The sequence below is a fragment of the Paenibacillus sp. NPDC056579 genome (assembly GCF_042793215.1).
Classification (GTDB): Bacteria; Bacillota; Bacilli; order Paenibacillales; family NBRC-103111; genus Paenibacillus_S.
Map to the genome: position 1 here is coordinate 14372 of NZ_JBHTVD010000010.1, position 24455 is coordinate 38826.

The window sequence follows — 24455 nt, forward strand, 5'->3', positions numbered from 1 at the left end:
TTTGCGTAGGCAAAGCTTTCTTCGAAAGCGTCACTTTGAGTTTTGCGGAACGCAAAACTGGCGTCGTAAGCATAGGCTGAGCTTTGCGTAGGCAAAGCTTTCTTCGAAAGCGTTACTTTGAGTTTTGCGGAACGCAAAACTGGCGTCGTAAGCATTGGCTTAAGCTTTGCAAAGGGCAAAGCTTCATCTTTGTTACTCCGGTCTTACTCTGAACAACGGCTGGCCGTACTCAACAAGCTGGCCGTTCTCAACCAGAACCTCAACGATCTCGCCCTTGATTTCCGCTTCGATCTCGTTCATCAGCTTCATAGCCTCGATAATGCATACTACGGTTTTCTCCTTAACGGAGCTGCCTTTCGATACGAAAGAAGCCGCACCGGGAGACGGAGCTTCATAGAATGTACCTACCATAGGCGATACGATAGTATGTAGTCCGGCATCTGCTGCTTCAGCTGCTGCGGCAGGGGCAGCTGCCGATACTTGTGCAGTCGTCTGCTGTACGGCAGGCTGTCCAATTACAGGCGTAAAGGTTTGTTGAACCGGTGCTGCAGCTACAACCACCGACTCCGTTTTATTAGGTTTACGAATCAAAAGGCGCGAGCCTTCACTCTCGATTTCCAATTCTTGTAAAGAGGTTTGATCGATTAATTTGATCAATTCCTTTATTTCGCTAAGTTTAAACACAAGATTCACTCCTTCAACGATGGTGAAACACGACGTTGTTATTATATCATAATCTTTGTCCAAGAAAAGAGTTTCTTGGAACATCGTGCATGTACGCGGTTTCTCGACAATTTCCAGCCGTGTTCGGCCTGCATTTTTACTAGGAAAAACAACGGAAAAAGAGCCCGGATCAATCCAGGCTCTCTCACGGTAAGCGTCATGAAGTCCTCTATTATGGAATATATTGGACGATGATTTTGTCCGGTCCGATATTCATTTCTTCCATCACTTTCTCTACGATGGTTACAGCCTGGCTTTTTTCCAGCTTGTTGCTTTGAACGGTAACTCTCCATTTGCTTGCTTCCTGCGTTACAACCGCTTGGGGGAAGTCCTTCAGCAGGATGTCCTCCAGGTTAGTCACCTTGGCTTCGTTGTCCTGGATTTTCTTAAGCTCTGCCGCGGCATTGGCGGCCGCTTCCGGAGTTTGCTTCGTATCGGACAGGATCGTCATCCATTGTTCCGTTTGCTTAGCCATCTCTTCATTGCGTTTGAGGCCGAGATTGATGAAGTAGTCTGTACCGGATGTGGCTTGCGCCGATACTTGCTGAAGCACTTTGGCGTCCGCCGGGCTGATTTGGTCGTTAGCCTTGGAAGTGGCTTGATCCTTCGCTTGCGTATCTTGCTTGGCTTTGGCATCGGATGGCGTATCGGTCTTGACGCTGCTCTCTTTTTGCTCCGGCTTGGCTGCTGCAGGAGCCTGCTTGGCATCAGGGGCAGCTGTGCCCGTTTGAGCGCTGCCTTGTGCGTCTGCAGCAGGAGCTTGCTTGGCGGCGTTCAGATCGTTAGTGTTCACTACGATTTCCTTTGCAGTCGGCTCCGCAGTGCCTGTTGCATTGAAATCCAGCTTGTTCACATCTTCGGTAAACAAATAATAAGCGGACAAAACGACCATCAAGCTGAGCATGGAGACGAGCCAAATTGTTTGTCTTTTCGAGTTCATGTAAAATCCTCCTTAAATTGGGGTTGTTTATAATTTTGATTATTGCTTGCGTGGCAGGATGGAAATCCGGTTGGCCGGTACGCCCAACCCCCGTTCCACTGCTTCCGTGACCATCTTTTTGACAGTCAGGTTTTCCGCGCCGCGGGCGACAACAAGAACTCCCCTTATATTCGGCTTAATATATTTCGTCACGAGCGGCTGTTTGCCATTGGATACCTCATAGAGGACGACTTCGCCGCTTCGCGTTACATCCGTCACATGGCGTGTGGCCCCATGCTGGTCTTTCTCGTTCGTCACCTGCTGCGTATCCTTGGAATTGCGTTCGACGACGACCTCCTCAGTCGACTCGATCGTCACCATCACTTCCACATCGCCTACGCCTACGATCTTGGACAAAATTTCCTTCAGCTGCGATTCGTAAGCACTCTCATAATCACGGAATGCGGTACGTTCCTTGCTCGACGCGCCGCCTGCAAAAGCCGATTGGGCCGGCGCCTCCGGAGATGCTCTGCCTTCACTAATGGGGTCAACATCCTTAACCGTAATAAAGGAGTTGAGTATCATAAACGCTGCTCCGGCAAGTCCCAACAGCACCAGCCAGCGAAACGTCTTCACCCGCTTCGTCCCGCTCGGACCACCGCCTAACCACGATTCCATCCATTTCATAAAACCACCCATTGGTTCACCTCCTTCTGGCTGACCCGATCAAGACTTCGTTTTGTCTCCGGCGACATCGACGGCGATTCGGTCCATCGGAATTTGCCATTCTTTGCTCAGGCTCATTCGGATTTGCGTTCTCTCCTGCTCGTAGCCTCCAGCCTGCCCACCGTTATCCGGCGCTTCTTGAGCAGCCGGTTTCGATTGCTGGCCGATGCCGATCGTTACCGGCTCTATGTACACAGGCTTCATCGGCTCGCGTCCCGAATTGCTCTCTCCCTTGCTTTCTGTTGAGCCTGGAGCGACCTGCACATGGACCTGTACGATCTGCACTTGCCCCTTGCTGTCTTTTCCGGTCTCCACCTTGACGCTTTGCACCTTGACGGAGCCGGGTCCGGCTTGTTCGATGCCTTTCTTCATCAAGCCCTCGATCTGCTGCTGCATCATCCGCTGGGATTGCTGCTCTTGTGCTGTTTTAAGCTGCTCCCCCTGCTGCTGAATACTCCCGAGCGATTGCATCTGCTCCGCTTCTCCTTGCTTCGAGCTTGAAGCGAACAGCGCTCCGCTTTTGGTAAACATCGCATTGCTCAGCAATTGCTCGAGGGAGATCTGCTTTTGGAAAATCGACAGCAGCGGCGATAGCAGCGTTAACAGGATGAACAGGCTCAGCACCGTTTTGACGTACCGCTGCATCGTTTGGCTGGGCAGCAGGATGTCCACGAATGTGGCAAGCAAAATGACGAGTACGATGGATTTCAGCCAATTTCCTAACCATTCCAAGCGCTCCTCTCCTCTCCCTCAGCTAGCGCATCATGACGGATATGTTGCCTGCCGTTATTAATATGGTAATTGCCAGAAAAAACATCAGTCCTACTACGGCCAAAGCCGCAAATACGTAGATCAGGCTTTTGCCGATCGTTTCTAGGCAGGCGATCATCGGGTTGTCCCCGAGCGGCTGAAGTACCGCCGCACACAAGTTGTATATCAAGGCCAGAGCCATTATTTTCAAAGCCGGAAATGCGCAAAGGATCAAAATCACTACGACGCCGGCCAATCCAACCGCGTTCTTCACGAGCAGCGATGCCCCGATCACCGTTTCCGAAGCGTCGGAGAACATCCGCCCTACAACCGGAACGAAGTTGCCTGCGATATATTTGGCCGTCCGAATCGTGACCCCGTCGGCTACCGCGGAGGTTGCGCCTCTTACGGAAATGACCCCGAGAAATACCGTTACGAATACGCCGAGACACCCGACGCTTACATTTCTTAACAGATTCGCCAGCTGAGTCACCTTGTATTTGTCCGTCAGCGAGCTTACGATGTGCAGCACCGCCGAGAAGAACAACAGCGGGAAGACGATCAGATAAATGGCGGTTCCAACGGCATGAATCATAAACACGATCAACGGATGCATGACGGACACCGAGACGACGTTTCCCATCGACGCCAGCAGAGTTAGCAGCAGCGGAATAACCGCCACCATGAAGTGAATCATGTCCGTTATCGCTGCCTTTGCATAGCCTATGGCAACGCTGAAGCTGTTGATAGCCATTATCATGAGCACCATGAAGGTGATAGCGTAAGCGACTTTACTTACCGTATTTTTTTCAAATGAGCTTTGCAGCGTTTCCAGCAGCATGCTGAAAATGGTCAATATGACGATGGAGGCCAGTAATTTGCCGTTATACAGCAGCTCGTGGAACAAATAGCGGAGCACTCCGGAAAAAATCGTCCCTACACTGAACTGCTTGGCTCCCGTGAGCAAATCCATGAACGAAGGCGTTTTGCCGTCGGGAAAGTACCCTCCGTATTTCTTCATCAGCTGGTTCCAGTATTGCTCCACCTGATCCGTATTCAACCGCTCCGCCTGCTCCTTGATGATCTGCTCGACCGGAGTGGTCGCCTCTGCGTGAACCAAGCCGGATAAGTCGGCAGCTAAGACGATACCGATCCAGATCAGCAAGCACGCGATCGTCTGGTAGAAGCGGCGGCGATGCCGCCATGTTAGAGTGTATGTCCCTTTTTGCCGCATCATCTGCTTCAACTCCTGGCACTGTAACTTTAGGCGGGCAGCAGCTTTACTACCGTTTCGATTATGACGGAGACGATCGGTATGGCCATGACCATAATTAAAATTTTGCCGGAAAGCTCAATCTTCGAAGCTATCGATTCCTGCCCCGCGTCTCGGACGATTTGCGCTCCGAATTCGGCGATGTAGGCGATGCCGATAATTTTCAGTATCGTTTTTAGAAAAATCATGTTGATGTTCGCATCATTCGCGAGCTCCTCCAGCATTTCAATGACGGAGGCGATCTTGCCGATCAGAAAGAGGAAGATCACGATCCCGGTAAAAGCGGTAAGCAGGAAGGCGAACATCGGCTTTTGCTCTTTGATGATCAGAACCAGTATGGTGGCGATTAAGCCCAGTCCCACGATTTGCACAATCTCCACATTGCTTCACCTGCACCTACTGGAATAAGAAAATCGTCTTGATTTCCTTGAAAAGATTGTCAAGAAGGCTGACTACCATGAACAAAACGACTACAAAACCGATGACCGTTACCCAATGAGCCATATCCTCTTTTCCCATTTGCTTGAGCACGGTATGAATCATCGCGATAATAATTCCGATTCCGGCAATCTGAAATATCGCGTTTACATCTACGTTCATTCCTGGCACCCCTCACCTCTGACCTGAAACATCCCTGCGACTTCATTCATCCCCTTGGCATGGCTTGTAGTTCAATTAGCTTGCTCAACCGTTCAGCATCGTGTCCCTTCAATACATCAGAATGACTATCAGCGCTCCCATCAACAAGCCCAAGCTTCTCCACATGCTCTCATACCGTTTGCGTTCCTCCTGAGCCCCTTCCAGCTCGCCTTGCAGCTGCTGTATCGCCAACCGGAGGTACTTTACCTGATCCGTGCTGTCCGACAAGCCGAGCGTGAAGCCTAACTGTCGGATGATGTCCTGTTCCCCGGCTTTTAGCGAGGTATGCTTCCAATGCTCGTCGACCGCTTGATGCCAGATGCTCTGTACGGATCGGGCATCCGACTGATCTAGCGCCTCTGCCGAATAACGGAAGATGGCGTTTACCGGCTGGGCGCAAGCTTTGGCGACCTTCTCCAGCGCTTCCTTGAGCGGGGTGTAGCCGTAGACGATTTCCGTCTCCAGCCTTTGCATCGAGCGGATCAGATCCGCGATTTGCTTCGGTCTCCTGGAGTACTGCTGCGCCTGGTAGAAGCCGAACAAGGTGGCGGAGAGCAAGATCATCATCGCTCCGATCAGCTTCAACATCAGATCCTCCCCTTTCTCTCACTTCCACCGCCGACAGGCAAGGACCCGAGACTCGCGGTCCAATCCAGGGAAACGCCCGGATTACGGTTTAGAGGCGAATCGGCATGCATTCCTGACGCCGTTGGTGAGGATGGCTTTCTGCTGCCGATTTGCTGTACGCCGTGCACTAGCTGACCCTTCGCATCAAAAACCCCTTGAAGCGTCCCAACCCCCTCTTGGTTGCCCAGGACAACGACTCTGGAGAACACTTCCTCGTTCAGCAGCTGCTTCATGACGGGACGCCGGCGAACATCGTCGAGATCATAGCCGTGAGCGGTAGCCATAACCCGGATTCCCGCATGCAGCGCTTCATGAATCGCTTCCGCGTCCTCAGGCCTTCCTATCTCGTCCACAACCAGAACCTCCGGCGACATGGAGCGGATCATCATCATCATTCCTTCGGCTTTCGGACAGGCATCCAGCACATCGGTACGGGGCCCCAGATCGAAGGTCGGCACCCCCTTCTCGCAAGCGGCTATCTCGGATCGTTCGTCGACGATGCCAACCTTGTAGCCCCGGCTTAACCATCGGTTCGTCCTGTCGGCAGATCCGGTGCTGATTAGCCGCGCCAAATCGCGAATGAGCGTGGTCTTGCCGAACTGAGGCGGCGATACGACGAGCGTGTGGTGCAATCCACCCGACTGCTGATCGACCAAGTACGGAAGCACCCGGGCTCCCGTCCCTTTCCGCTCGCTCGCAATCCGGATGTTGAAGCTGCTGATTTCTTTCAGATGCTTGATCTTTCCCTGCTCCAGTACCGCTCTGCCGGCAAGTCCGATCCGATGCCCGCCTTTGACCGTGATGTAACCGCGCCTTAGCTCTTCATCGAATGTGTACAGCGAATGCTGAGTGAGCATTTCCAATAGTGTCGAGCAATCGTCGCGGGTTGGGCGGTACGCATCGTCAGGATCGTCACAGAGTCCGGAGGCTTGGGCTATAAAACTGTATCGCTGCCCCCATACAATCTCGAGCGGCCGCCCTTCGCGAACCCTGATTTCTTGTATTTGCGCAATGACCTCGTTTGGTAGAGTTGCTAGTCTTTGCCGCAAGGGGACAGAAAAAAGCCGGAGAAGTGATTGCATCGTGATTCATCCCCCCAAGCTGTCCATCTTTCATACTCATATGTATGCTTGGACTATTGGATTATGACCATTTACTTTTTCAAAATCCCTATAAAGATGCAGCTGACTCCTACTAGCACCCAGATCATTTTTCCAAATGATAGCTTGTCAGCCAAACCGACCAATCCGAGTGTCGTCGTTGTCAACAGAACGAGCGGACCTACCATTGCCAGTCCGGTGTTGACCATCAGCGCCTTGTCGATCTGGTTTAGCCTGAGCATAATGAGCGCCGCTATAATCTCCAGACAGCCGGAAAATATCCGTAAAGACGCCATGCTTAATACGATCTTGTTTAACATTCTCTTCCACCGCTCCTTGAATCCAGTTTTCTCGGGAGCTCTCCCCCGTCTCTCTATCAATCTATGCATGCTTGTCTCATTTTAGGCTTCATGGGCACACCCCTATTTCCATCTGCATATGATGTTTTCAGAAATTCAAACAAAATGTTGACAGCGAGGCGATAGGACATGGAGGTTACGTCACACGTCAAGTGGCATCCCCTGCTTAGCGATCCGACGGGAAAGCGTACGGATAAACCGAGAACACTCGGCAAGACGATGGTCATTGATAAAGGCATGGGGATTCATGCGCTTGAGGATTTGCTGCAAACCGCCGGCGATTATGTGGATATGCTGAAATTCGGCTTTGGTACGTCTCCGCTCTATACAACACAGCTGCTTAGAAAAAAAATCGAAATGGCCAAGGAGCATAACATTTCGATCTATCCTGGAGGCACGTTCCTAGAGGTTGCCATCATGCAAGGAGCGGTCGACTCCTTCTTCGATATGGTAAGCTTTCTCGGATTTAACGCGCTGGAAATATCGGACGGCACCATCGAGATAGAACGGACCTTGCGCAGCGAGCTGATTCGCAGAGCGGTCGACGAAGGACTCACGGTAATAACGGAATACGGCAAAAAATGCTGGGGATCTTCCATTGAGGTCGAACAGCTTATTGAAACCGTCATAATCGACGCGGAGATGGGAGCGAGCCTCATTACCATTGAAGGGCGGGAATCAGGCAAGGGCGTCGGTATTTACGATGAGAACGGGGGCTGTAAAGACGCGGAAATAGCTCAAGTGCTGGACCAGGTACCAAGCAAACATCTGCTCTTGTGGGAAGCTCCTAACAAAGATCAGCAGGTTCATCTGATCAATACACTCGGCTCCGACATTCATCTGGGAAATATTGCGCCTGCGGATATGATTTCTTTGGAAGCTTTGCGTCGCGGATTGCGCTCGGATACGCTGCATCTCGGGAAGGAAGCCGAAGATATCGGCAATTGGGAGATTTGAGGAAGCCTATGCTTTCGACGTCAGTTTTTGCTGACGCAAAAACTCTTAGGAGGACATAAAGTGTGGATATTACCGTAGTACCCAGCGTCAACGATGCGCGTTCGGATGAGCTTATCAATAAGACGGTTCTTGTCATCGACGTTCTTCGCGCGACAAGTACGATGCTGACGGCTTTGGCCCACGGGTGCCAGGCTGTATATCCTGTCGAAACCGTACTGCAGGCCAAGCAATTGCAGCAGCCCGGGTTCGTGTTGGGCGGAGAACGTTATTGCAAAAAAATTCCCGGCTTCGATCTCGGCAACTCTCCTTTCGAATATATGGATGACCATATTGCCGGTAAAACGCTTGTCATAACAACGACTAACGGCACCAGGGCCATCCAGAAAGCCAGCAAAGCCAGCACGATTATTGCCGCCTCGCTGCTCAACGGTAAAGCGTGCGCCATGGAAGCCGCCGCTTCCAAGAAGGATATTGTCATTGTCTGTTCCGGCACACAGGATGAATATTCGTTGGAGGACGGATTATGCGCAGGCCTGTTAATAGAAGAGCTTCAACAGCTGCTTGATCCGACTGCCCAGGAGATCAACATCAATGACTTCGGCCTCAGCATGCTGCACGCGTTCCGATATGTTCAATCCGACATGACCAAGGCCCTGCTCAACTGCTCTAACGGCAAAAGATTAAGCAAGATCGGGTACCAAGACGACGTCGTTTACTGCTCTCGTATGAACCTGATCCCTATCGTGCCTGTCATCCGTGACGGCAAGCTGGTCTCTTCCGCCGTGACTCAGCTCTCCTAGCCCTAAGACAAGTAGTTCTAAATCTAGCTCCTTCTCATACAATTAGAGAGAAATCCATGAGACAAGGGGTCTTACGATGAACGGTGACATTTTGCTGGTAGTACTCATTATTATTGGACTGATTGGCCGCTCCCACATCATTACCACCGCAGCTTGTGTCCTGCTTATCGTGAAGCTGATCCACCTGGACCGGTTTTTGCCTACAATCGAACGCCGCGGACTTGAGCTCGGCCTCTTGTTCCTGACTATGGGGGTTCTGGTTCCGTTCGCCAGCGAACGAATTTCCTTTAAAGACGTTACCAGCATGTTCACGACTTGGCCCGGGATATTGGCGCTCCTAGGCGGTGCGATAGCTACGTATATGAACGGTAAAGGCCTTGAGCTATTAAAAATAGACCCACAATTAATTGTGGGCCTTGTTATCGGTTCGATCTTTGGCATTATCTTCTTGAAAGGGATTCCTGTCGGCCCGCTGATGGCCGCAGGAATTACCGCATTTTTATTCAAGCTGTTTACGCTGATTGCGGATAAAATCAAATAATCCCGGTTACCGGTTAGCGTCTATCGGCAGGACCGCCGACAAAGGCTTGCTGATCGGTGTCCAAGCCGTATGCCGTATGAAGAGCCTGGATCACTTCGTTCAGACGGCTGTTGTCGATCACGCAGGAGGTTTTAATTTCCGAAGTGCTGACCATGTTGATGCTAAGACCAAGGTTGGAGATCACTTCGAACATCTTGGCAGCGACGCCTGGAGTGCTTACCATGCCCGCTCCTACGATGGATACTTTAACCAGGTTTTCCTGGGAAGACACCTCGCGGAAGCCTACTTCGGAGCGGATCGATTGAATGACCTCAAGAGCTTTATCCTTATCCGTCAAAGCTACGGTGAAGGAGAAGTCTGCCGCTCCGTTCATCACGCCGCTTTGCACGATAATATCAACATCGATTTGCTCATTCGCCAGAGCGGTGAATACCTTCGCCAGCTGCCCCGGCTTTTCTTCCACTCCAAGAATACTGATTCTTGCTACATTCTTATCGCTTGCAATTCCGCGAACAACGATTCCTTGCTCCATCGCTGCTTCCTCCTTCACATTCGTACCTGCATTATGGTTAAAGCTGGATCTCACGACCAGCGGCACATTGTAATTTTTGGCATACTCAACGGCTCTCGGATGCAGTACGGCCGCACCCAGATTGGCAAGCTCCAGCATTTCGTCGTACGTAATTTCAGGAAGCTTGCGCGCGCATTTGACCACACGCGGGTCGGTCGAATAAATCCCGTCAACGTCCGTGAAAATTTCACATACGTCCGCCTGAATGGCAGCTGCCAAAGCAACGGCTGTCGTATCGGATCCGCCGCGGCCCAACGTGGTGATTTCCCCATCCGTCGTCATGCCTTGGAACCCGGCAACAATAACTACGTTCCCTTGCTCCAGCGCCTTCAATACGCGCTCAGGCTGAATATCCGTAATTCTAGCTTTGCCGTGAACGGCTTCCGTGTACATTCCCGCTTGCCAGCCGGTGAACGATACCGCCGGTTGGCCGAGGCTTTGGATAGCCATAGAAAGCAGCGCTACCGAAACCTGCTCCCCGGTAGTCAGCAGCATATCCATTTCCCGTGCAGGAGGCGTCACCGTGCATATTTGCTTGGACAAGTCAATCAAGTCGTCCGTTGTATCACCCATCGCAGAAACGACAACAACGCATCGGTTGCCTTCCCGCTGTCTCTCTACTACACGATTGGCCACGCGTTTCATCCGCTCCGCGTCACCAACGGAACTGCCGCCGAATTTCATCACAATAAGAGACAAAGCTGTTCACTCCCTACCGAAACTTTTGCATAACAATGTATCATTATACCATAAGAGGACCCAACGTAGAAGTAGAAAATTGTCGGATTATACCGACAAAGGGATCCATCCCGCTTCTCCTGGCACAGGGTGACGGGATTGCCCCGACCCGTTCAAATATTGCAAATACGAGGCAATCGTGCCGTCGTGAGTCACTATGTACACCTTATGTTTTCCCAGCTGCCGAATCCAAGCCAGGAATTGTCCCGCGAACTTCTCGAACAGCAGGACTGGCACCGTATTGATCCCTTGGATCCATATATAATCCGGCACATCGGCCGGCGTTAAAAACTCGCTGTACAGCTCGGCAATCCGTCTCAGCTCCATTGTCTCGTCACAGCGCAGGGTTGTAAAATCGTACCTCAGCGGATTTTGACGGGGACCGATCGTTGGATGCACGAAACGGATGGCATTGGAGCCTTCGCACCAGATTTGCGCCGTCTGAAGAGTCCGGCGTGTCGGACTTACGATAACGGCATCGTTCTCCGAGAGCGGCAGCTCCTCTCGCAGCCTTCCCGCCTGCTCCATCCCTAATTCGGTCAAACCGGGATCCGCCACATGATAGCTGTGGGGGATTGACAACGTGTGCTCTCCTTCACCATGTCGAACAAAAACGATTTCCATCCGCGTCACCTCGCGTCTTGTTGTTGTATCAGTGTATGCGGCTGCTGCCCGTCTTACATCCGATCATTCCAACGTAGAGCGCAAATCCCAAGAGTCCTCCGAGTACATTCAACAGAATATCGTCGATGTCGAAGCTGCCAACTTTAAATATGAATTGCATCGATTCCACTACCAGCAGCGCTGCGACAAACAGCTTCACAATAGCGGACAAGCGGGCATAAAATGGGAAAAGCCACGGAATCAAAAAACCGAAAGGGATAAATGCGGCGACATTCCCGAACAAATTAATGATCCAAATATCGAAATTAAAGTAACGGAAATGATCGATATAGCTCCATATCGTCTTAAAGGGCACCAGATTATACATGCGCTCGGTCCGCGACGATCGGGAAAACCCGAAAAACAGCAAATAAACCATAAAAACGCCGTACGATAGGAAAATAGCCCAGGCTATTCTGGTCAGCAGCTTGGAACGAAGCAGGGATTTCAAAATCAGAATCAGCACCTTTTCTTACTATTAACCTGGTGGCGTCTAGGTTTAATCTTCATAGGCTTGACGGCAGCTGACGCGGCCGCTCACATTTTGATCTCACGGAAATGGGAAGTGTCTCCGTACAGCATCACCTTTACATCCCCGTCCTCAATGACGACCTTGCACAACGAGGCGGGAGGCAGCAAGGGAGGCGCCCATAGCTCGTTCAGCGGACGGCTCTGCAAACAACCCATGATCAGCTTTAATGTTATCGCATGAGTGACGATTAAGAGACACTGGCCCTGATGCTCCGAGAGCTTTCCGTTGAGCCACGGAACCACTCTATCATACAGCTCAAAAAAAGTCTCTCCCCCATTAGTAGGTTGGTAGAGATGAGGCGTGTTCCAGAACGAGTAATATTCGTCCGGGACCCGGTCTTGGATACGGCTTCCCGTCATTCCTTCCCAGTCGCCCATATGAATTTCCCTTAGCTGATCGCAGATTAGGACCGGTGCGGTCTTTTTGCCGCGGATGATTTCCGCCGTTCTTCTGGCTCTTTCGCTCGAACTTGAGTAAATGCAGTGAAAAGAAACCGGATACAGCATCTCGCCCAGCCAGGCAGCCTGCAGCACGCCGCGGGGCGTCAGCGAGGAATCTTTATGGCCCTGCAGCCGCTTCTCCACATTCCATTCCGTTTCTCCGTGCCGGGTTAAGTATAGGGTCGTTATCATCCTTGTGACATTTACCTTTCTTAACTTTATTTCCCAAATATATCACTGACATTTCCGGTTTGTAAACGGACATTTTCATGTCTATTACAGCTTCTTTTCAACAAAAAAACACCCCCCGGCCGAGAGATGAATCCCGGAGGAGGTGTGTCTGTTATACCTGTGGATAACGACTACGCGCGGGAGATGTACTTACCGTCGCGGCAGTCGATCAGAAGAACGTCGCCTTCGTTGATAAACAGAGGAACTTGAACGTTCAAGCCTGTTTCCAATTTGGCGCTTTTCGTTGCTCCTGTAGCCGTGTTGCCCTTAATGCCAGGCTCGGTTTCAACGACCTTCAGCTCAATGCTGTTAGGCAGGTTGATACCCAAAATTTCGCCTTGGTAGCTCATGATGTGGATCATCATGTTTTCTTTCAGGAAGTTCAATTCCCATTCCAGCTGTTTAGCCGGCAGGCTGAACTGGTCATACGTTTCTGTATCCATGAACGTGTGCTCTGTGCCGCTAGCGTACAAGTATTGCATTTCGCGGTTCTCGATATGAGCGCGGCCAACGTTCTCGCCGGCACGGAATGTGCGCTCTACGGTGTTGCCGTTGCGCAGGTTTTTCAGCTTGGAGCGCACGAATGCAGCGCCTTTGCCCGGTTTTACGTGTTGAAAGTCAATTACGGTGAACAAATCGCCTTCAACTTCGATCGTCAAGCCTGTTTTAAAATCGTTTACTGATACCACTGAGATAAACCTCCCTAAAAATGTGAGCAGACCGCCGGCCGGATTAATCCTCCATGACCGTGCGTCCGCCAGGTTGTAATGTTAATCAAGCACAATCAAGTCTTTGCTTGAATGCGTCAATATTTTAATTCCGGTTTCTGTAATGACGATATCGTCTTCGATGCGAACCCCGCCGAAGCCCGGCAAATAAATGCCCGGTTCCACCGTCACAGTCATGCCGGGTGTTAAAACCGTGTCTCCCGTCCTGGATAGCCGCGGCGCTTCATGGATTTCCATTCCAAGACCATGGCCGGTACCGTGACCGAAATGGTCTCCATACCCATAACGCGCAATGACGCTTCGGGCGATGCCGTCCGCTTCTTTGCCTGTCATGCCGGGACGGATCTTGTCCAATGCTTCCAGCTGCGCTTCCAGAACGATGTTGTAAATCTCTTTGTGTTTATCCGCCGGTTTGCCCAATACAACCGTACGGGTAATATCGGAGCAGTATCTTTTATAATAAGCGCCGTAATCCAGTTTGACAAATTCGTCGGTTTGGAGAATTCTATCGCTGGCTTTGCCGTGAGGCAGTGCGGAACGCTCGCCGGAGGCGACGATCGTTTCGAATGAGGTCGAAGCCGCGCCGTTCTTGCGGACGAACATCTCGATTTCAAGCGCAATGTCCGATTCCATGGCTCCGGGCTTCAGAAAGTTCAAAATATGAGTAAACGTGCGGTCAGCCAAGTCACATGCTTCCTGCATGACGGCAATTTCGGACTCATCCTTGATCATCCGAAGCTGCTCGACCAATCCTTCGGTAGCCGTCATTTCGATGCCGGCCAACGATTTGGCTGAAGCTTGATACGCACCGTAGGTCATATCGCTTTGCTCGAATCCAAGCTTGGCAATGCCGTTCTTCACAAGCAAATCCTTAACGGTTTCCATTGGATTAGGAGCGTGCTCCACAACCTCATAGCCTATCGCTTGCGCAGGCGCTTGCGTCATATAGCGGAAGTCGGTCAAAAGATACGCCTTGCCTTCCGTAACGAGAACGACGCCGGAAGATCCTGTAAAGCCCGTCATATACAGTCGGTTCGTCGCATTGGTAATCAACAATGCCTTCAGTTGCTGCCCTTGCATAACCGTGCGAAGACGTTCCAATCTCGCTTGCTGCATGGTCATCCCTCCAAACTATTGAGATGGCTTACTATGGCACGCAAACCCAGCTCGTAGCCTTCCGCGCCGAGTCCTGCGATTTGCCCGAGAGCGACAGGGGCGATTACCGACACGTGACGAAACGCTTCCCTTTTATGAATGTTCGATATATGCACTTCAATAGTCGGAATCTGAACGGTGCTGATAGCATCGCGAATGGCGTAGCTGTAATGGGTGAACGCTCCCGGATTCATGATAATGCCGTCAACCTTCGAGTAGGCTTCATGAATCTTGTCGATCAGCGCTCCCTCATGATTGGACTGGAAGCATTCCAAATCCACGGACAGCTCGTCAGCCAGCTTACGCAAACGCTGTTCAATAGCCTGCAGCGACAAAGTGCCGTATACGCCGGGCTCTCGCACACCCAGCATGTTCAAATTCGGACCGTTTAAAACCAATATTTTTTTCAAACCGGTCCCTCCATCGGTGTTTCTTTGCATAGGCTAAATTCACACCCGACTATTTTACCATAACTTTCTTCCGTTTGAGAACTGTTTTTTGCATCAATTCGCCCAACCCGCCCTATTCCGGCTGAGGCCTTCTCCTTGCATTGGGGAACGGCTCCCGCTTGCTCTCGTCGTTAAATTCCATCGAGATGCTGTAGCCGATAAACAATCCCCACACCAGAAACAGGCAGCAATCGGTAATGATCGTGTTCCAATCAAGATACGCGATCCAGTTCATCATTCCCGTAATCGGTCCGACCAGCAGGAAAATGAGCGCCCACCAGGCGGCTCCATAAGCAATCCCGGGCCATGGGCCGATGGCCTTAGGCAGCATCGCGACATACAGCAGCGCAGCCAGAATCGAGAAGAGAATAAAGAAAATCCAGCCTACGATATAGCCTTGAGCGCTGAGCAAGAACGACTTGAGAAAGAAGGGCTCCACCAAAAATCCGGGCGGCAGGGACGTAAAATGCAAATAATGCTCCAGCATTTTCACAGCTCCCCATATGACCCCGGCATAAAAGCCGATATATAAGGAAAAATTCCATCGATTCGTGCGGGGCTTTTTGTTATGTTCGGCTTGCATTGCGGACTCCTCCTCATTCGTTATATTACGGCACAATACCCGTGGCAAACGTACGAACATTTGCGCTGAATACCGTTAGTATATACAAATATTTGTACCCTAAACGGTAGCATTCTCCCTTTGAATCCGATACAATAATAGGTGAACCCGATATATAACATCTCACATTATCTGAAATGCGTCGGTAAGACGCGTTTCTCATCTTAGCAAAAGAAGGTGCAATCGTTGTCGCAAAATGATAAGCCATGCGCTATTTACGGCGGTCAAGCCGTAATCGAAGGAGTCATGTTCGGAGGCCAGACTACTAACGTAACGGCCGTTCGCCGTAAAGATAATTCCATCGATTTTCTCGAAGTGCCCAAGACCGAAATCGGCTGGGTACGGCCCTTGAAGAAAATCCCTTTTATCCGGGGCATTGTCGGTATTGTAGAAGCAAGCGCCAAAGGCGCGCAGCATCTTAACTTTTCGGCGGAAGCCTTCGCTGAGGAGGAGGACGACGGAACCCCGAAGGAAGAGAAGAAGGAAAGCGCGTCGGGACGCCTGTCCATGATTTTGGGAGTAGCGGTCGTAGGGGTCTTGTCCTTCCTGTTCGGCAAGTTCGTCTTCACGCTGGTACCGACGGCTATTGAACAGCTGTTGTTCTCCAATATGTTTGAGAATCAGATCGGACACAATCTGGTGGAAGGCCTGATCAAGATCATCTTGCTTGTCGGCTACATTTATTTCATCTCCTTGACACCCATGATCAAGCGTCTGTTCCAGTATCACGGGGCCGAGCACAAAGTGATCAGCGCATATGAAGCCGGAGTTGAGCTGACCGTCGAGAACGTACAAAAGTTCAGCACGCTCCATTACCGCTGCGGCAGCAGTTTTATCGTGTTTACGGTTCTTGTAGGAGTAATCATTTACTCCTTCTTCCAATATGATTCCTTCATCGAGCGCATCGTGCAGCGTTTGATTTTATTGCCGGTAGTTATCGGGGTGTCCTATGAGGTGCTGCGCTTCACCAACAGCCTTCGCGAAGTTCCCGTGCTCCGCTATCTCGGTTATCCCGGGCTTTGGCTGCAAATGCTGACGACCAAGCAGCCCGACGATTCGCAAGTTGAAGTATCGATTGCTTCATTTAACCGTATGAGGGAATTAGACGATAAAGCAAGAGCATAATATGGATTAAAGGGGGAAGCAGCGATGAAGAACCGGTATTCCATTGCCACCTATATCATATTGGGGCTAGCGCTGATCGGAGTCGCTTCCGTTGCGCTGAAGCTGATTATTCCGATCATTGTATTCGGCATCATCTTCCTGCTGTACAAATTTCCGCCCAACCGTTGGCGCAAACCTACTTTTACAGCTAAAGGCAGCGGCGGCAGAACCAAAGAAAAACGAACACGAAACGCAACCTTCCGCGTTATAGACGGAAATAAAGGGAATGCTGACGAGCCTCCCAAATATCATTAAAACGGCGATTGCTCGCCGTTTTTTTTTGCGCTTCACTTCTTTTTACGCAGCACGTGCTCCATGTAGCCCTGCTTGTAATCGGCCATTTTCCATTTATTGAAGAAATGCTCTCCGGCCAAGGAACCTGCCTCGTACAGCTCCTTGCTCTTCTCGTTGGAGATGTCAAAATCCGTCACGCTGACGCCCAGCGTTGGAATTTTGATCGTTCTGAACCGATTGGCGTCTTCGATATACCGCTCGTCGTGCGCATCCATCATTGTAGAGAACAGCGCCTTCAGCATAGAAACGGGACCTGCAATGGTATTCGGCTGTCCGGAACCTCTCCCTACCAGCTGGAACCCGATCGTGGGAACCATTTGCTCCACTTCGAAATTCGGGCTGTTTTCCTGGTCAAATACCCAAAGCGGGAAGTTGCTTAACAAGCCGCCGTCCACGATATAAGCGAATTGATCGGCGAAGGACTGCTTCGGGAGCTTCTTGCTTGCAGCTTTACGTACAATCACGGGATCGAAAAAATAAGGGATGCTGGTGCTCATCCGAACGGCCTTGGATACGAGCAGCTGTTTGGGATCGATGCCGTATTGGGCGATATCTTCCGGCAGAACAAGCAATTTGCGGTCCGATATATCCGATGCAATAATCCGAAGCTGATTGAATTTGAGGTCGCCGAACGTCCTTATTCCTTTGGCCAGCAGCAGCTGGTGAATCCAGTGCTCCAACGCCTCTCCCGAATAGAGTCCCTTCTTGAGAAACAGCCGGGTGACCGGCCCGATGATTTTTGTATTGAAGATCGGAGCCCGTTTCAGGAACGAACTGAAAGGCGCAGCCATGATCAATCGTTTCATTTCTTCCGAATTATAGCCTGCCGCCACCAAAGAGGCTACGATCGCGCCGGAAGAGGTTCCGGCAACCTGGTGAAACTTCAGGCCTCTCCGCTCCGCCGCGCCCACCGCACCGGCCAGCGCGATTCCTTTTACCCCGCCGCCCTCGAATACCGCATTAATCTGCACATGCATCCCTTCTCCCCGTTCATAGACTCCCAAACGCTGCATTTAATAGGAATGTATGCGCGGCGAGTTTGTACCTATGTCAGCCATTAAGGGAAGCACGGCCTAAGAATGCCGGGTATGCAAGGTGAACAGGCTCGTGGCGAGCCCCCCGGCTGTTATCGTCAGCAGGGACAAGACCATCGTTTCCGCAGAAAGCAGCAGCCCGCCGAGAGATATGATAATGCCGTCGATAACAAAAATGATGACGCCTACATTAACACGAATCCATCTTGAGATAAAGACCGCCAGCAAATCGGTTCCGCCCGTGCTCGTCTCATACCGAAGCATAATCCCGATACCGCTCCCGATAAAGAGTCCGCCGATTATGGAGCTGCTGATAGGTGACAGCTCAATGTAATATAGAAAATGATATTGGTACGGTTCCAATAAATCAACGAAAAACGATGAGACCAGCATGCCGTGCAGGCTATTGTAAAATAAAGCTCTGTACCGGAACCAGGCGATCAGAAATATCGGAATACTCGCCAATATCATCACGAGTCCTACCTTCAGTTCATACAAATAGCTGATGATAAGAGCGATTCCGATGACCCCTCCATCCAAGACGATAAACGGAATCAAATAAAAATTAATGCCTATGGAAATCAACAGGCTCCCGATAAGGATCGCAGCTATTTTCCGGGGGAGTGGTATCAAAGCGAATCAGCTCCTACTACAGCATGTCTATATATATATGCTGCAAGTCCAAGAAATTTCCAGTATTACGCAAAAAAACCACCCCTTTAACGAAAGAGATGGCAGTTCCAATCTGAGTGGCTGATCTAGCGGGTCAACAGCGGCTTGAGCTCCTGAATGACCGCGTCGAGCTGTTTCGAGCATTGCTCGTACATGCTTTTCGCTTCCGGATTGTCGGTGCTCAAGCTGAACATTTCGATATCCGCCTCACATTTCTTCATAGTTGCAAGCAGCGCCGCTTTTTGCTGCGGCGCGGCCACCTGCAGCATATCGTCGTACAAATCGACATAGAGCTGTCCGTAGGAGTCAACCTGACCTAAGAAGACGTTCTCGACCGTCACCCCGATCTTCTCCAGCTCCGTATGCAGCCATCCGGGACTGAGTCCGATCGTAGCCAGCGGCTCGTCCAGCCTTTTGCCGTCCATAATGACCGTCTGCGTCTCCTGCTCGGGGGCAACCTTAACACCCAGATGCTTAGGCGTCAACGGCTGATTCTCGCGGGTTAGAAGCACATTCACATCGCCGCTCGGTTCCATGATCGCAAATTCGACGTCGGCGACCCTAAACACGTTTTTTTGTCGTAAGACTCCTAACAGCTCATCCGTGGTAAGCCTTTCTTTCTTCAAATTATCTTCGAGCAGCTTGCCATCCTTAATGAGTATGGTAGGTGTGCCGTCAATAAAATCCCTCATCCGCTTGCTCTTGATCTGCAGAAACTCGATTAACAGAGAGACCGCTACCCAGACGAGCAACGCCACTACGCCAAGATGCCACTCCGCTTCCATATCCAGCGATATGTAGCCCGCCAAGCTGCCGATGGTAATTCCGGTGATGTACTCGAATAACGACAGCTGGGATACTTGCCGTTTCCCAAGGAGCTTGGTCATCATGAATAAAACGGCAACCGCCAACAAGGTTCTTATTGCAACCTGTATCCAATCAGGCATGTTTCAGGTCCCTCCGCATTCTCAGGCTTGAACTTCCTTCTTATCTAAATTATTTGTAGAACCAAATGGCTATATGAACGACATCTTTTACCACACCCGCAGGATACAGGATTACCATGAAAAAAAGAGATACACGGCGATAACGTGTACCTCTTTCCCGTTTAAAACTGGGAACGCAGCTTTTCCACAATGGAAGCGGTGCTTTGCCAGTCTTCTTCGGTTATTTCCTCTTTACTGTACTTAGCCTTCTCGAACACGGTTAATATGTGCTCCAGATCGGCTCTCATCCATTTGCTCTCCTGCGACCATCTGCGAACCGTCTCGCGCATCGTCTCATGCTCGTGGCGGGTATAGCCGTTGCGGCGGCAGATGCGGAGCAATCGCTCGCATTCGATAATGACCTTCTGCTTCAGCAGCGAAGCGCGGCGGCGCTCCAGCTTCTCCTGAAGCAGCTCGATCAGTTGAAGCTTCCACACGGCAAATGCTACTGCCGCGGCAGCCACAGCGAACGCAGCAGCGATAGCTGCGGTTCGACCATGACGCGCCATACCCGTTTCTTCCGGAACGGCCGGTGCTGCTTCAGGAACGGTCGAGGTTTCCAGCGACAGCTCCTCCACTTGTACGGCACGAGGCAATGCAAAGCCGGAAGTAGGCTCGAACGGCACCCAGCCCCAGCCGCTGAAATACACCTCTACCCAAGAATGGGCATCGGCGTTGCGGACCGTGTAGACGCCGCCCGCATCCGGATCCACCAGCTCCTGATCGCCGAACATTCCGAACATTTCATCCATCGTCACCGATTGTCCGGAGGCATAGCCCTTGACCCATCGCGTCGGCAAGCCGACGGATCTGGACAACACCGCCATTGCGGACGAATAGTAGTCGCAGTATCCTTCCTTGATTTCAAACAGGAACCGGTCTACGAAATCGCGGCTCCGTCCCTTCGTTAAATCGGGTTTGTTCGTGTAAGGGTAATTCTCGCGCAAATATTTCTCGATGGCTTTCGCCTTATCGTAAGGATTGGCCGCGCTTTTGGTGATCTCGGCCGCCAGCTGGCGAACCCGGCCCGGCAATTGCTCTGGAAGCTGCAGAAACTCGTTCATGTCCCCGCGACTGACTGCATCCGGAGCCGTCCGCAGCCCTTCTTCATCGATGATCGGCATTTGCGATATGAGCGTATACGCCTTCGGATAAGGCAGACTGGACTGCGGACTTACACGCAGCTCCGACTGCGAAGCGGCCCACCGCAGCGGCTCGAATCCGGCGCGTTCGCCGTTAATATCGACAATTTTCTCGATATCGTAAGCTCCGAACAATACGGGATACTTATCTTCGGACAAAATGTTGACCGTCTGCTTCACTTCGATGGTCTTCATTTTGCTTCCGGCACTGCGCTGGTCCTCAGCCAGAACCGTATCCGGCCTTACGCTGGATAGCGACGCTCTCCGGTCGGATTCCGAGCTGTCCCACCCTCTTCCGGTATAAAGGGCGCGGGTTTCGCCCCTCCAATAGCTGCGGTGGGACGTATCCACCGTCATGACCGGTGTGAAATCGAACTGAAATCCGCTGCCTAGCGCCGCGTCGCTGCGGCTGTAACCGGACGACGTATCGCCGGCGGCCGTCGCAACCTCGACGCCTTTGCCCGTTGTGAAATTCACGGCTTCACCACGGTACGTTCTCCAGGCGGTATACGGGTCCGTTACAAGCGGACCTACCTCCGGCATGAACGAGCCGACTAGCACCGTGAGGCTAATCAAGGAGATGACCGGAACGGCAATGGAGGCCGGGTAGTCGGCCATATAGCTCCAGGCCGTCGGATCGTTTTTGCGCAGCTGCTGAAAATGGCTCAGGATGAGCAGAAACAATCCGCAGCAGACCGCCATGGCCACTTGCGGCCACAAATAAATGCTGGAAAAGGAATCCCTTACGCACATGGCGATTACGCTGACAATCATTAGCACATAGACGCGCCATTTGACTTCAACCCACCAAATGACGGTTAAATATGCGGCCCATGCAGCCAGGCCGAACCACAGGTAAGGCGTTAATTGATATAAGTTCAGAAACAATTGGGATGAGAAGAAGCTCTTCAGCTCCATCTCCTCGATAGCCTCGAAATGCTCAAGCACCTGCACGTTGATGACAACCACCAGCAGCAGCTGGAGCAAGCATCTTGCAAGCCAATGAACTCTTGGAAAATGCTCCACGATAAAAGTGGCAAGTAAACAAAGCTCAACGATCAAAACCGTCTCCGGAAGCCACAAATGATCTTCCTTCGTAAACCATAGCACGAATTGAAGCAGGAACAGACCGACCAGCAATACGCTCAAGCGGTGCGGCCAATTGCTCAAAAACACCCGCCGTACCGTAGAAATGGCTGTACTCATCCGCTTCGACCTCCCAACACGACAGGCAGCTCATGCAGGGACGATATCGCGTAGCCGGTAATGCCGGAGGAACGCAGCTGCTTGATCCAGCGCTCCTTGGCGTCCGTGTCCGTGCAAAGCCACAGGTGGCAAGGGTTCAGCTGCAGCTGCTTCAGCCAGCTAATAATTTGCAGCATCGGCTCGCCATGAATCGGAGAAATGATGGCGATAAAGCTGCCGGGAACCAAAGTCTGCACCTTCTCGCGGAGCACCTGCCGCAGCGAATATGCACCGTCGGGCTCTACCTGGATAAAATGCTGCTGAACCGTCTTTTGCTGGTTTTGGCCAAGCTTCGGCTCGAAATAGGTGTCATCGGCTCCGGTGGACAGCAATCCGAGCGCAAGCGCCCGGCTGTGACCGTACTGAAACAACGAAGCGGCTACGGATACCGCCAGCTCGAACAGCTCCGGATCGGGGTAAGCCTTCCGCTCCCGGTCAAGCACAAGATACGTTTTGGGAAGCGATTCCCGTTCGAATTCCTTCGACTTCCACGTTCCCGTCTTCGCCGTAGCGTTCCAGTGAATCCGGGATAGCCTGTCGCCGTAAATATATTCGCGAACCCCGTTGATTTGGGTGGTCTCACGGACCGCCCGCGTCGTGGTCGAGTGATGGTTCGTACCTTTCATCATCTGATGGAACTGCTGCCACTCCCGGATTTGAATCGTTTGCGGCAGAACGACAATGCTGTGCGGCAAATCCAGCGAGCCGCTATGCTCGAACAAGCCGAATATATCCTCCGTCACGCATTCGGTCGTACCAAACGAATACGAGCCTCTTCTCAGAGCGGGTGTCCGGTACTCCCACTCCCCTCTCCGGCGCCAATCGGGAACGATAGTCGCTTCGAAGACGAGCTCGCTTCCGTTCTTATGATACAGCCGGTCTTTCACGAAAATATAGGGCATGGGCCAAAAGCCCGGTATTTGCAGCTGAATCGCTATGCCTAGGGAGCTCCCGGCCTCCAAAGTGCCGCCGTGATCAACATTATATAGCGTACGCGCCCCTTGGGTGCGCTTGATGCCGCTCCATTGGCCGAGCAGCAAATATATACTTAAAATGCTCATAATGACAAAAAGCATCAATGCCAGCTTGCCGCCTTGAAACAGGAGGAAGCACAAACTCCCGAGGAAGCTCGCCAGAACAGCCCAAAATTGCTTGCTTGCCCGCTGTCGTTCGGTCCATTTCTGCACGAAAGTTTCCCTCATCATAGTCATTTCTCCAATCGGATAGGCACTCTAACCTGCTGGAACACCGATTGCAGCACGGACTGTACCGTAGCCCCGTCCATTCTCGCTTCAGCATGAAGCAGAATGCGGTGGCCCAGGACGAACGGCGCAAGAACCTTTATGTCATCCGGGATGACGTAATCCCTCTCCTGGATCAGCGCGTAAGCTTTGGCCGCCTGAACAAGCGCCAGCGTAGCGCGCGGACTTGCTCCGAGGAAAATCGCCGGATGCTCGCGGGTCAAGCGGGTGATGGCAACGAGATACCCTGCCACCGCATCGTCCATATGCACTTGCTTGACGCGCTGCTGGATGGCGCCGATTTGCTCCACATCCGCCACAGGCTGCAGCAGCTCGATCGGATGCACGACGCTTTGGGAGAGGATCATCTTGGTCTCGGTCGCTTCATCCGGGTAGCCAAGGCTGAATTTCATCATGAAACGGTCAAGCTGAGCCTCGGGAAGCATGTAGGTGCCTTCAAAATCGATCGGATTTTGCGTCGCCAGCAGCAGGAATGGATGCGGAAGCTCATGCGTCTCCCCGTCCACCGTAATATGGCGTTCTTCCATCGCTTCGAGCAGAGCGGATTGCGTTTTGGTCGTAGCGCGGTTAATTTCGTCGGCAAGCAATATATGTGTCATAATAGGGCCTGGACGGAAAATAAATACTTCGTCCTTGGGATGATATATGGAAACTCCCGTAATATCCGTAGGGAGTAAATCAGGATTGCACTGGATCCGGCGAAACTGTCCTCGAATCGACTTGGCCAATGACTTGATCAATACGGTTTTCCCGGTTCCGGGAACATCTTCCAGCAGGACGTGTCCTCCCGCCAGCATGGCTGTCAGCAACAGCATAATCTCTTCCGATTTGCCGAGGATGCAAGATTCCAAATTTGCTTGTATGCGCTTAACAATTTGTATATCTTCTTTTACGATAGGCTCCATGATCCTGATCCTCCTTATGATATGTGGGTGAACATAGATATACGGCAAAAGCCCTAATTCTATTTTACAAGATTCAAAAAAAGCCGTATACATGCAATAATGCTAAAATTGTTTGTATAATTACACATTTTGGCACCTTTTCGCCAGCTTGTCCCTCCATTCCGCGCTCCTGCTTCCTTTCAGAACCACTTTCAAGCATCCGAAATAA

General features: G+C 51.5%; 29 protein-coding genes. 5 read left to right on the plus strand and 24 right to left on the minus strand.

Features of this window, described 5'->3' with window-relative positions:
* Positions 1-192: 192 nt before the first annotated feature.
* The 10 genes from accB to ACFQ88_RS29970 all read right to left on the minus strand — a co-directional run bounded on the left by accB (position 193) and on the right by ACFQ88_RS29970 (position 7077).
* Entirely contained in the window at positions 193-684 is a 492-nt protein-coding gene (accB, locus tag ACFQ88_RS29925) for an acetyl-CoA carboxylase biotin carboxyl carrier protein (RefSeq protein WP_379460093.1), read from the minus strand.
* 211 nt (positions 685-895) lie between these two features.
* Positions 896-1663, minus strand: a complete 768-nt coding sequence (locus ACFQ88_RS29930) for a SpoIIIAH-like family protein (RefSeq protein ID WP_239634280.1) — start codon at positions 1661-1663, stop codon at positions 896-898.
* 39 nt (positions 1664-1702) lie between these two features.
* Positions 1703-2341, minus strand: a complete 639-nt coding sequence (spoIIIAG, locus tag ACFQ88_RS29935; RefSeq protein ID WP_239634279.1) for a stage III sporulation protein AG — start codon at positions 2339-2341, stop codon at positions 1703-1705.
* A gap of 27 nt (positions 2342-2368) precedes the next feature.
* Positions 2369-3100: a stage III sporulation protein AF gene (gene spoIIIAF / locus ACFQ88_RS29940; protein WP_379460096.1), complete on the minus strand. Its 732-nt coding sequence runs from the start codon at positions 3098-3100 to the stop codon at positions 2369-2371.
* A 22-nt stretch (positions 3101-3122) separates the two neighbouring features.
* Entirely contained in the window at positions 3123-4352 is a 1230-nt protein-coding gene (spoIIIAE, locus tag ACFQ88_RS29945; protein WP_379460457.1) for a stage III sporulation protein AE, read from the minus strand.
* 29 nt (positions 4353-4381) lie between these two features.
* The gene (gene spoIIIAD / locus ACFQ88_RS29950; protein ID WP_379460098.1) at positions 4382-4771 is read right to left on the minus strand and encodes a stage III sporulation protein AD; all 390 of its coding nucleotides are present in this window, start codon (positions 4769-4771) and stop codon (positions 4382-4384) included.
* 16 nt (positions 4772-4787) lie between these two features.
* On the minus strand, positions 4788-4991 hold the full coding sequence (spoIIIAC, locus tag ACFQ88_RS29955; protein WP_127605509.1) for a stage III sporulation protein AC: 204 nt from the start codon (positions 4989-4991) through the stop codon (positions 4788-4790).
* Positions 4992-5099: 108 nt separating this feature from the next.
* Complete coding sequence (gene spoIIIAB / locus ACFQ88_RS29960; RefSeq protein WP_379460100.1) at positions 5100-5618, minus strand: stage III sporulation protein SpoIIIAB; 519 nt, start codon at positions 5616-5618, stop codon at positions 5100-5102.
* Positions 5618-6739: a stage III sporulation protein AA gene (gene spoIIIAA, locus ACFQ88_RS29965; RefSeq protein ID WP_379460102.1), complete on the minus strand. Its 1122-nt coding sequence runs from the start codon at positions 6737-6739 to the stop codon at positions 5618-5620. Before spoIIIAA ends, spoIIIAB begins: the two co-directional genes overlap by 1 nt.
* Positions 6740-6810: 71 nt before the next feature.
* The gene (locus ACFQ88_RS29970) at positions 6811-7077 is read right to left on the minus strand and encodes a YqhV family protein (RefSeq protein ID WP_239634274.1); all 267 of its coding nucleotides are present in this window, start codon (positions 7075-7077) and stop codon (positions 6811-6813) included.
* Positions 7078-7245: 168 nt separating this feature from the next.
* On the opposite strand from ACFQ88_RS29970, the gene comA reads away from it, so the two are divergent.
* The 3 genes from comA (at position 7246) to ACFQ88_RS29985 (ending at position 9414) form a co-directional block, all read left to right on the plus strand.
* Complete coding sequence (comA, locus tag ACFQ88_RS29975) at positions 7246-8073, plus strand: phosphosulfolactate synthase (protein ID WP_239634273.1); 828 nt, start codon at positions 7246-7248, stop codon at positions 8071-8073.
* A 62-nt stretch (positions 8074-8135) separates the two neighbouring features.
* Complete coding sequence (locus ACFQ88_RS29980) at positions 8136-8873, plus strand: 2-phosphosulfolactate phosphatase (RefSeq protein WP_379460105.1); 738 nt, start codon at positions 8136-8138, stop codon at positions 8871-8873.
* A 76-nt stretch (positions 8874-8949) separates the two neighbouring features.
* Entirely contained in the window at positions 8950-9414 is a 465-nt protein-coding gene (locus tag ACFQ88_RS29985; protein WP_239634271.1) for a DUF441 domain-containing protein, read from the plus strand.
* A gap of 13 nt (positions 9415-9427) precedes the next feature.
* On the opposite strand, the gene ACFQ88_RS29990 is transcribed toward ACFQ88_RS29985, so the two are convergent.
* The 8 genes from ACFQ88_RS29990 to ACFQ88_RS30025 form a co-directional block, all read right to left on the minus strand.
* A complete protein-coding gene (locus ACFQ88_RS29990; protein WP_379460107.1) occupies positions 9428-10684 on the minus strand; it encodes an aspartate kinase in 1257 nt (418 codons plus the stop codon).
* Positions 10685-10771: 87 nt separating this feature from the next.
* Positions 10772-11347, minus strand: coding sequence for a histidine phosphatase family protein (locus ACFQ88_RS29995; RefSeq protein ID WP_379460109.1), 576 nt, complete (start codon positions 11345-11347; stop codon positions 10772-10774).
* 28 nt (positions 11348-11375) lie between these two features.
* A complete protein-coding gene (locus ACFQ88_RS30000; RefSeq protein ID WP_379460111.1) occupies positions 11376-11837 on the minus strand; it encodes a VanZ family protein in 462 nt (153 codons plus the stop codon).
* Between the two features lie 86 nt (positions 11838-11923).
* Positions 11924-12550, minus strand: coding sequence for a histidine phosphatase family protein (locus tag ACFQ88_RS30005; protein ID WP_239634267.1), 627 nt, complete (start codon positions 12548-12550; stop codon positions 11924-11926).
* 170 nt (positions 12551-12720) lie between these two features.
* Positions 12721-13278, minus strand: coding sequence for an elongation factor P (gene efp / locus ACFQ88_RS30010; protein ID WP_239634266.1), 558 nt, complete (start codon positions 13276-13278; stop codon positions 12721-12723).
* Between the two features lie 81 nt (positions 13279-13359).
* Positions 13360-14433, minus strand: a complete 1074-nt coding sequence (locus ACFQ88_RS30015; RefSeq protein ID WP_379460114.1) for a M24 family metallopeptidase — start codon at positions 14431-14433, stop codon at positions 13360-13362.
* Between the two features lie 2 nt (positions 14434-14435).
* Positions 14436-14882 (minus strand): type II 3-dehydroquinate dehydratase, encoded by a 447-nt coding sequence (aroQ, locus tag ACFQ88_RS30020; RefSeq protein WP_379460116.1) that lies wholly within the window; start codon positions 14880-14882, stop codon positions 14436-14438.
* 112 nt (positions 14883-14994) lie between these two features.
* Positions 14995-15504: a YqhR family membrane protein gene (locus tag ACFQ88_RS30025; protein WP_239634263.1), complete on the minus strand. Its 510-nt coding sequence runs from the start codon at positions 15502-15504 to the stop codon at positions 14995-14997.
* Positions 15505-15789: 285 nt separating this feature from the next.
* On the opposite strand from ACFQ88_RS30025, the gene ACFQ88_RS30030 reads away from it, so the two are divergent.
* Both ACFQ88_RS30030 and ACFQ88_RS30035 read left to right on the plus strand, forming a co-directional pair.
* A complete protein-coding gene (locus ACFQ88_RS30030; RefSeq protein WP_379460459.1) occupies positions 15790-16668 on the plus strand; it encodes a DUF1385 domain-containing protein in 879 nt (292 codons plus the stop codon).
* Between the two features lie 24 nt (positions 16669-16692).
* On the plus strand, positions 16693-16962 hold the full coding sequence (locus tag ACFQ88_RS30035; protein WP_239634261.1) for a hypothetical protein: 270 nt from the start codon (positions 16693-16695) through the stop codon (positions 16960-16962).
* Positions 16963-16994: 32 nt separating this feature from the next.
* On the opposite strand, the gene ACFQ88_RS30040 is transcribed toward ACFQ88_RS30035, so the two are convergent.
* The 6 genes from ACFQ88_RS30040 to ACFQ88_RS30065 all read right to left on the minus strand — a co-directional run bounded on the left by ACFQ88_RS30040 (position 16995) and on the right by ACFQ88_RS30065 (position 24247).
* On the minus strand, positions 16995-17972 hold the full coding sequence (locus tag ACFQ88_RS30040) for a patatin-like phospholipase family protein (RefSeq protein ID WP_379460118.1): 978 nt from the start codon (positions 17970-17972) through the stop codon (positions 16995-16997).
* 102 nt (positions 17973-18074) lie between these two features.
* Positions 18075-18668, minus strand: coding sequence for a YitT family protein (locus ACFQ88_RS30045; protein WP_345774054.1), 594 nt, complete (start codon positions 18666-18668; stop codon positions 18075-18077).
* Positions 18669-18793: 125 nt separating this feature from the next.
* Positions 18794-19654: a DUF421 domain-containing protein gene (locus ACFQ88_RS30050; RefSeq protein WP_379460121.1), complete on the minus strand. Its 861-nt coding sequence runs from the start codon at positions 19652-19654 to the stop codon at positions 18794-18796.
* 161 nt (positions 19655-19815) lie between these two features.
* Entirely contained in the window at positions 19816-22041 is a 2226-nt protein-coding gene (locus tag ACFQ88_RS30055; RefSeq protein ID WP_379460123.1) for a transglutaminase TgpA family protein, read from the minus strand.
* Positions 22038-23285 carry a DUF58 domain-containing protein gene (locus tag ACFQ88_RS30060; protein WP_379460125.1) on the minus strand — a complete coding sequence of 416 codons (1248 nt, stop codon included), beginning with the start codon at positions 23283-23285 and terminating at the stop codon, positions 22038-22040. The genes ACFQ88_RS30055 and ACFQ88_RS30060 overlap by 4 nt, the downstream gene beginning before the upstream one ends.
* 2 nt (positions 23286-23287) lie before the next feature.
* Positions 23288-24247: an AAA family ATPase gene (locus ACFQ88_RS30065; protein WP_239634256.1), complete on the minus strand. Its 960-nt coding sequence runs from the start codon at positions 24245-24247 to the stop codon at positions 23288-23290.
* Positions 24248-24455: the final 208 nt, after the last annotated feature.

Bases quoted from the DNA above. Each gene is read 5' to 3' on its own strand.
- ACFQ88_RS30035 (WP_239634261.1), top strand. From the start codon at position 16,693: ATGAAGAACCGGTATTCCATTGCCACCTATATCATATTGGGGCTAGCG.
- spoIIIAC (WP_127605509.1), bottom strand. From the start codon at position 4,991: ATGAACGTAGATGTAAACGCGATATTTCAGATTGCCGGAATCGGAATT.
- spoIIIAG (WP_239634279.1), bottom strand. From the start codon at position 2,341: ATGGGTGGTTTTATGAAATGGATGGAATCGTGGTTAGGCGGTGGTCCG.
- ACFQ88_RS30055 (WP_379460123.1), bottom strand. From the start codon at position 22,041: ATGAGTACAGCCATTTCTACGGTACGGCGGGTGTTTTTGAGCAATTGG.
- spoIIIAA (WP_379460102.1), bottom strand. From the start codon at position 6,739: ATGCAATCACTTCTCCGGCTTTTTTCTGTCCCCTTGCGGCAAAGACTA.
- ACFQ88_RS29985 (WP_239634271.1), top strand. From the start codon at position 8,950: ATGAACGGTGACATTTTGCTGGTAGTACTCATTATTATTGGACTGATT.
- ACFQ88_RS30060 (WP_379460125.1), bottom strand. From the start codon at position 23,285: ATGATGAGGGAAACTTTCGTGCAGAAATGGACCGAACGACAGCGGGCA.
- ACFQ88_RS30015 (WP_379460114.1), bottom strand. From the start codon at position 14,433: ATGCAGCAAGCGAGATTGGAACGTCTTCGCACGGTTATGCAAGGGCAG.
- ACFQ88_RS29970 (WP_239634274.1), bottom strand. From the start codon at position 7,077: ATGTTAAACAAGATCGTATTAAGCATGGCGTCTTTACGGATATTTTCC.
- ACFQ88_RS29930 (WP_239634280.1), bottom strand. From the start codon at position 1,663: ATGAACTCGAAAAGACAAACAATTTGGCTCGTCTCCATGCTCAGCTTG.
- comA (WP_239634273.1), top strand. From the start codon at position 7,246: ATGGAGGTTACGTCACACGTCAAGTGGCATCCCCTGCTTAGCGATCCG.
- spoIIIAB (WP_379460100.1), bottom strand. From the start codon at position 5,618: ATGTTGAAGCTGATCGGAGCGATGATGATCTTGCTCTCCGCCACCTTG.
- ACFQ88_RS30025 (WP_239634263.1), bottom strand. From the start codon at position 15,504: ATGCAAGCCGAACATAACAAAAAGCCCCGCACGAATCGATGGAATTTT.
- ACFQ88_RS30050 (WP_379460121.1), bottom strand. From the start codon at position 19,654: ATGCCTGATTGGATACAGGTTGCAATAAGAACCTTGTTGGCGGTTGCC.
- ACFQ88_RS30065 (WP_239634256.1), bottom strand. From the start codon at position 24,247: ATGGAGCCTATCGTAAAAGAAGATATACAAATTGTTAAGCGCATACAA.
- ACFQ88_RS29995 (WP_379460109.1), bottom strand. From the start codon at position 11,347: ATGGAAATCGTTTTTGTTCGACATGGTGAAGGAGAGCACACGTTGTCA.
- ACFQ88_RS30030 (WP_379460459.1), top strand. From the start codon at position 15,790: ATGTTCGGAGGCCAGACTACTAACGTAACGGCCGTTCGCCGTAAAGAT.
- spoIIIAE (WP_379460457.1), bottom strand. From the start codon at position 4,352: ATGCGGCAAAAAGGGACATACACTCTAACATGGCGGCATCGCCGCCGC.
- ACFQ88_RS30005 (WP_239634267.1), bottom strand. From the start codon at position 12,550: ATGATAACGACCCTATACTTAACCCGGCACGGAGAAACGGAATGGAAT.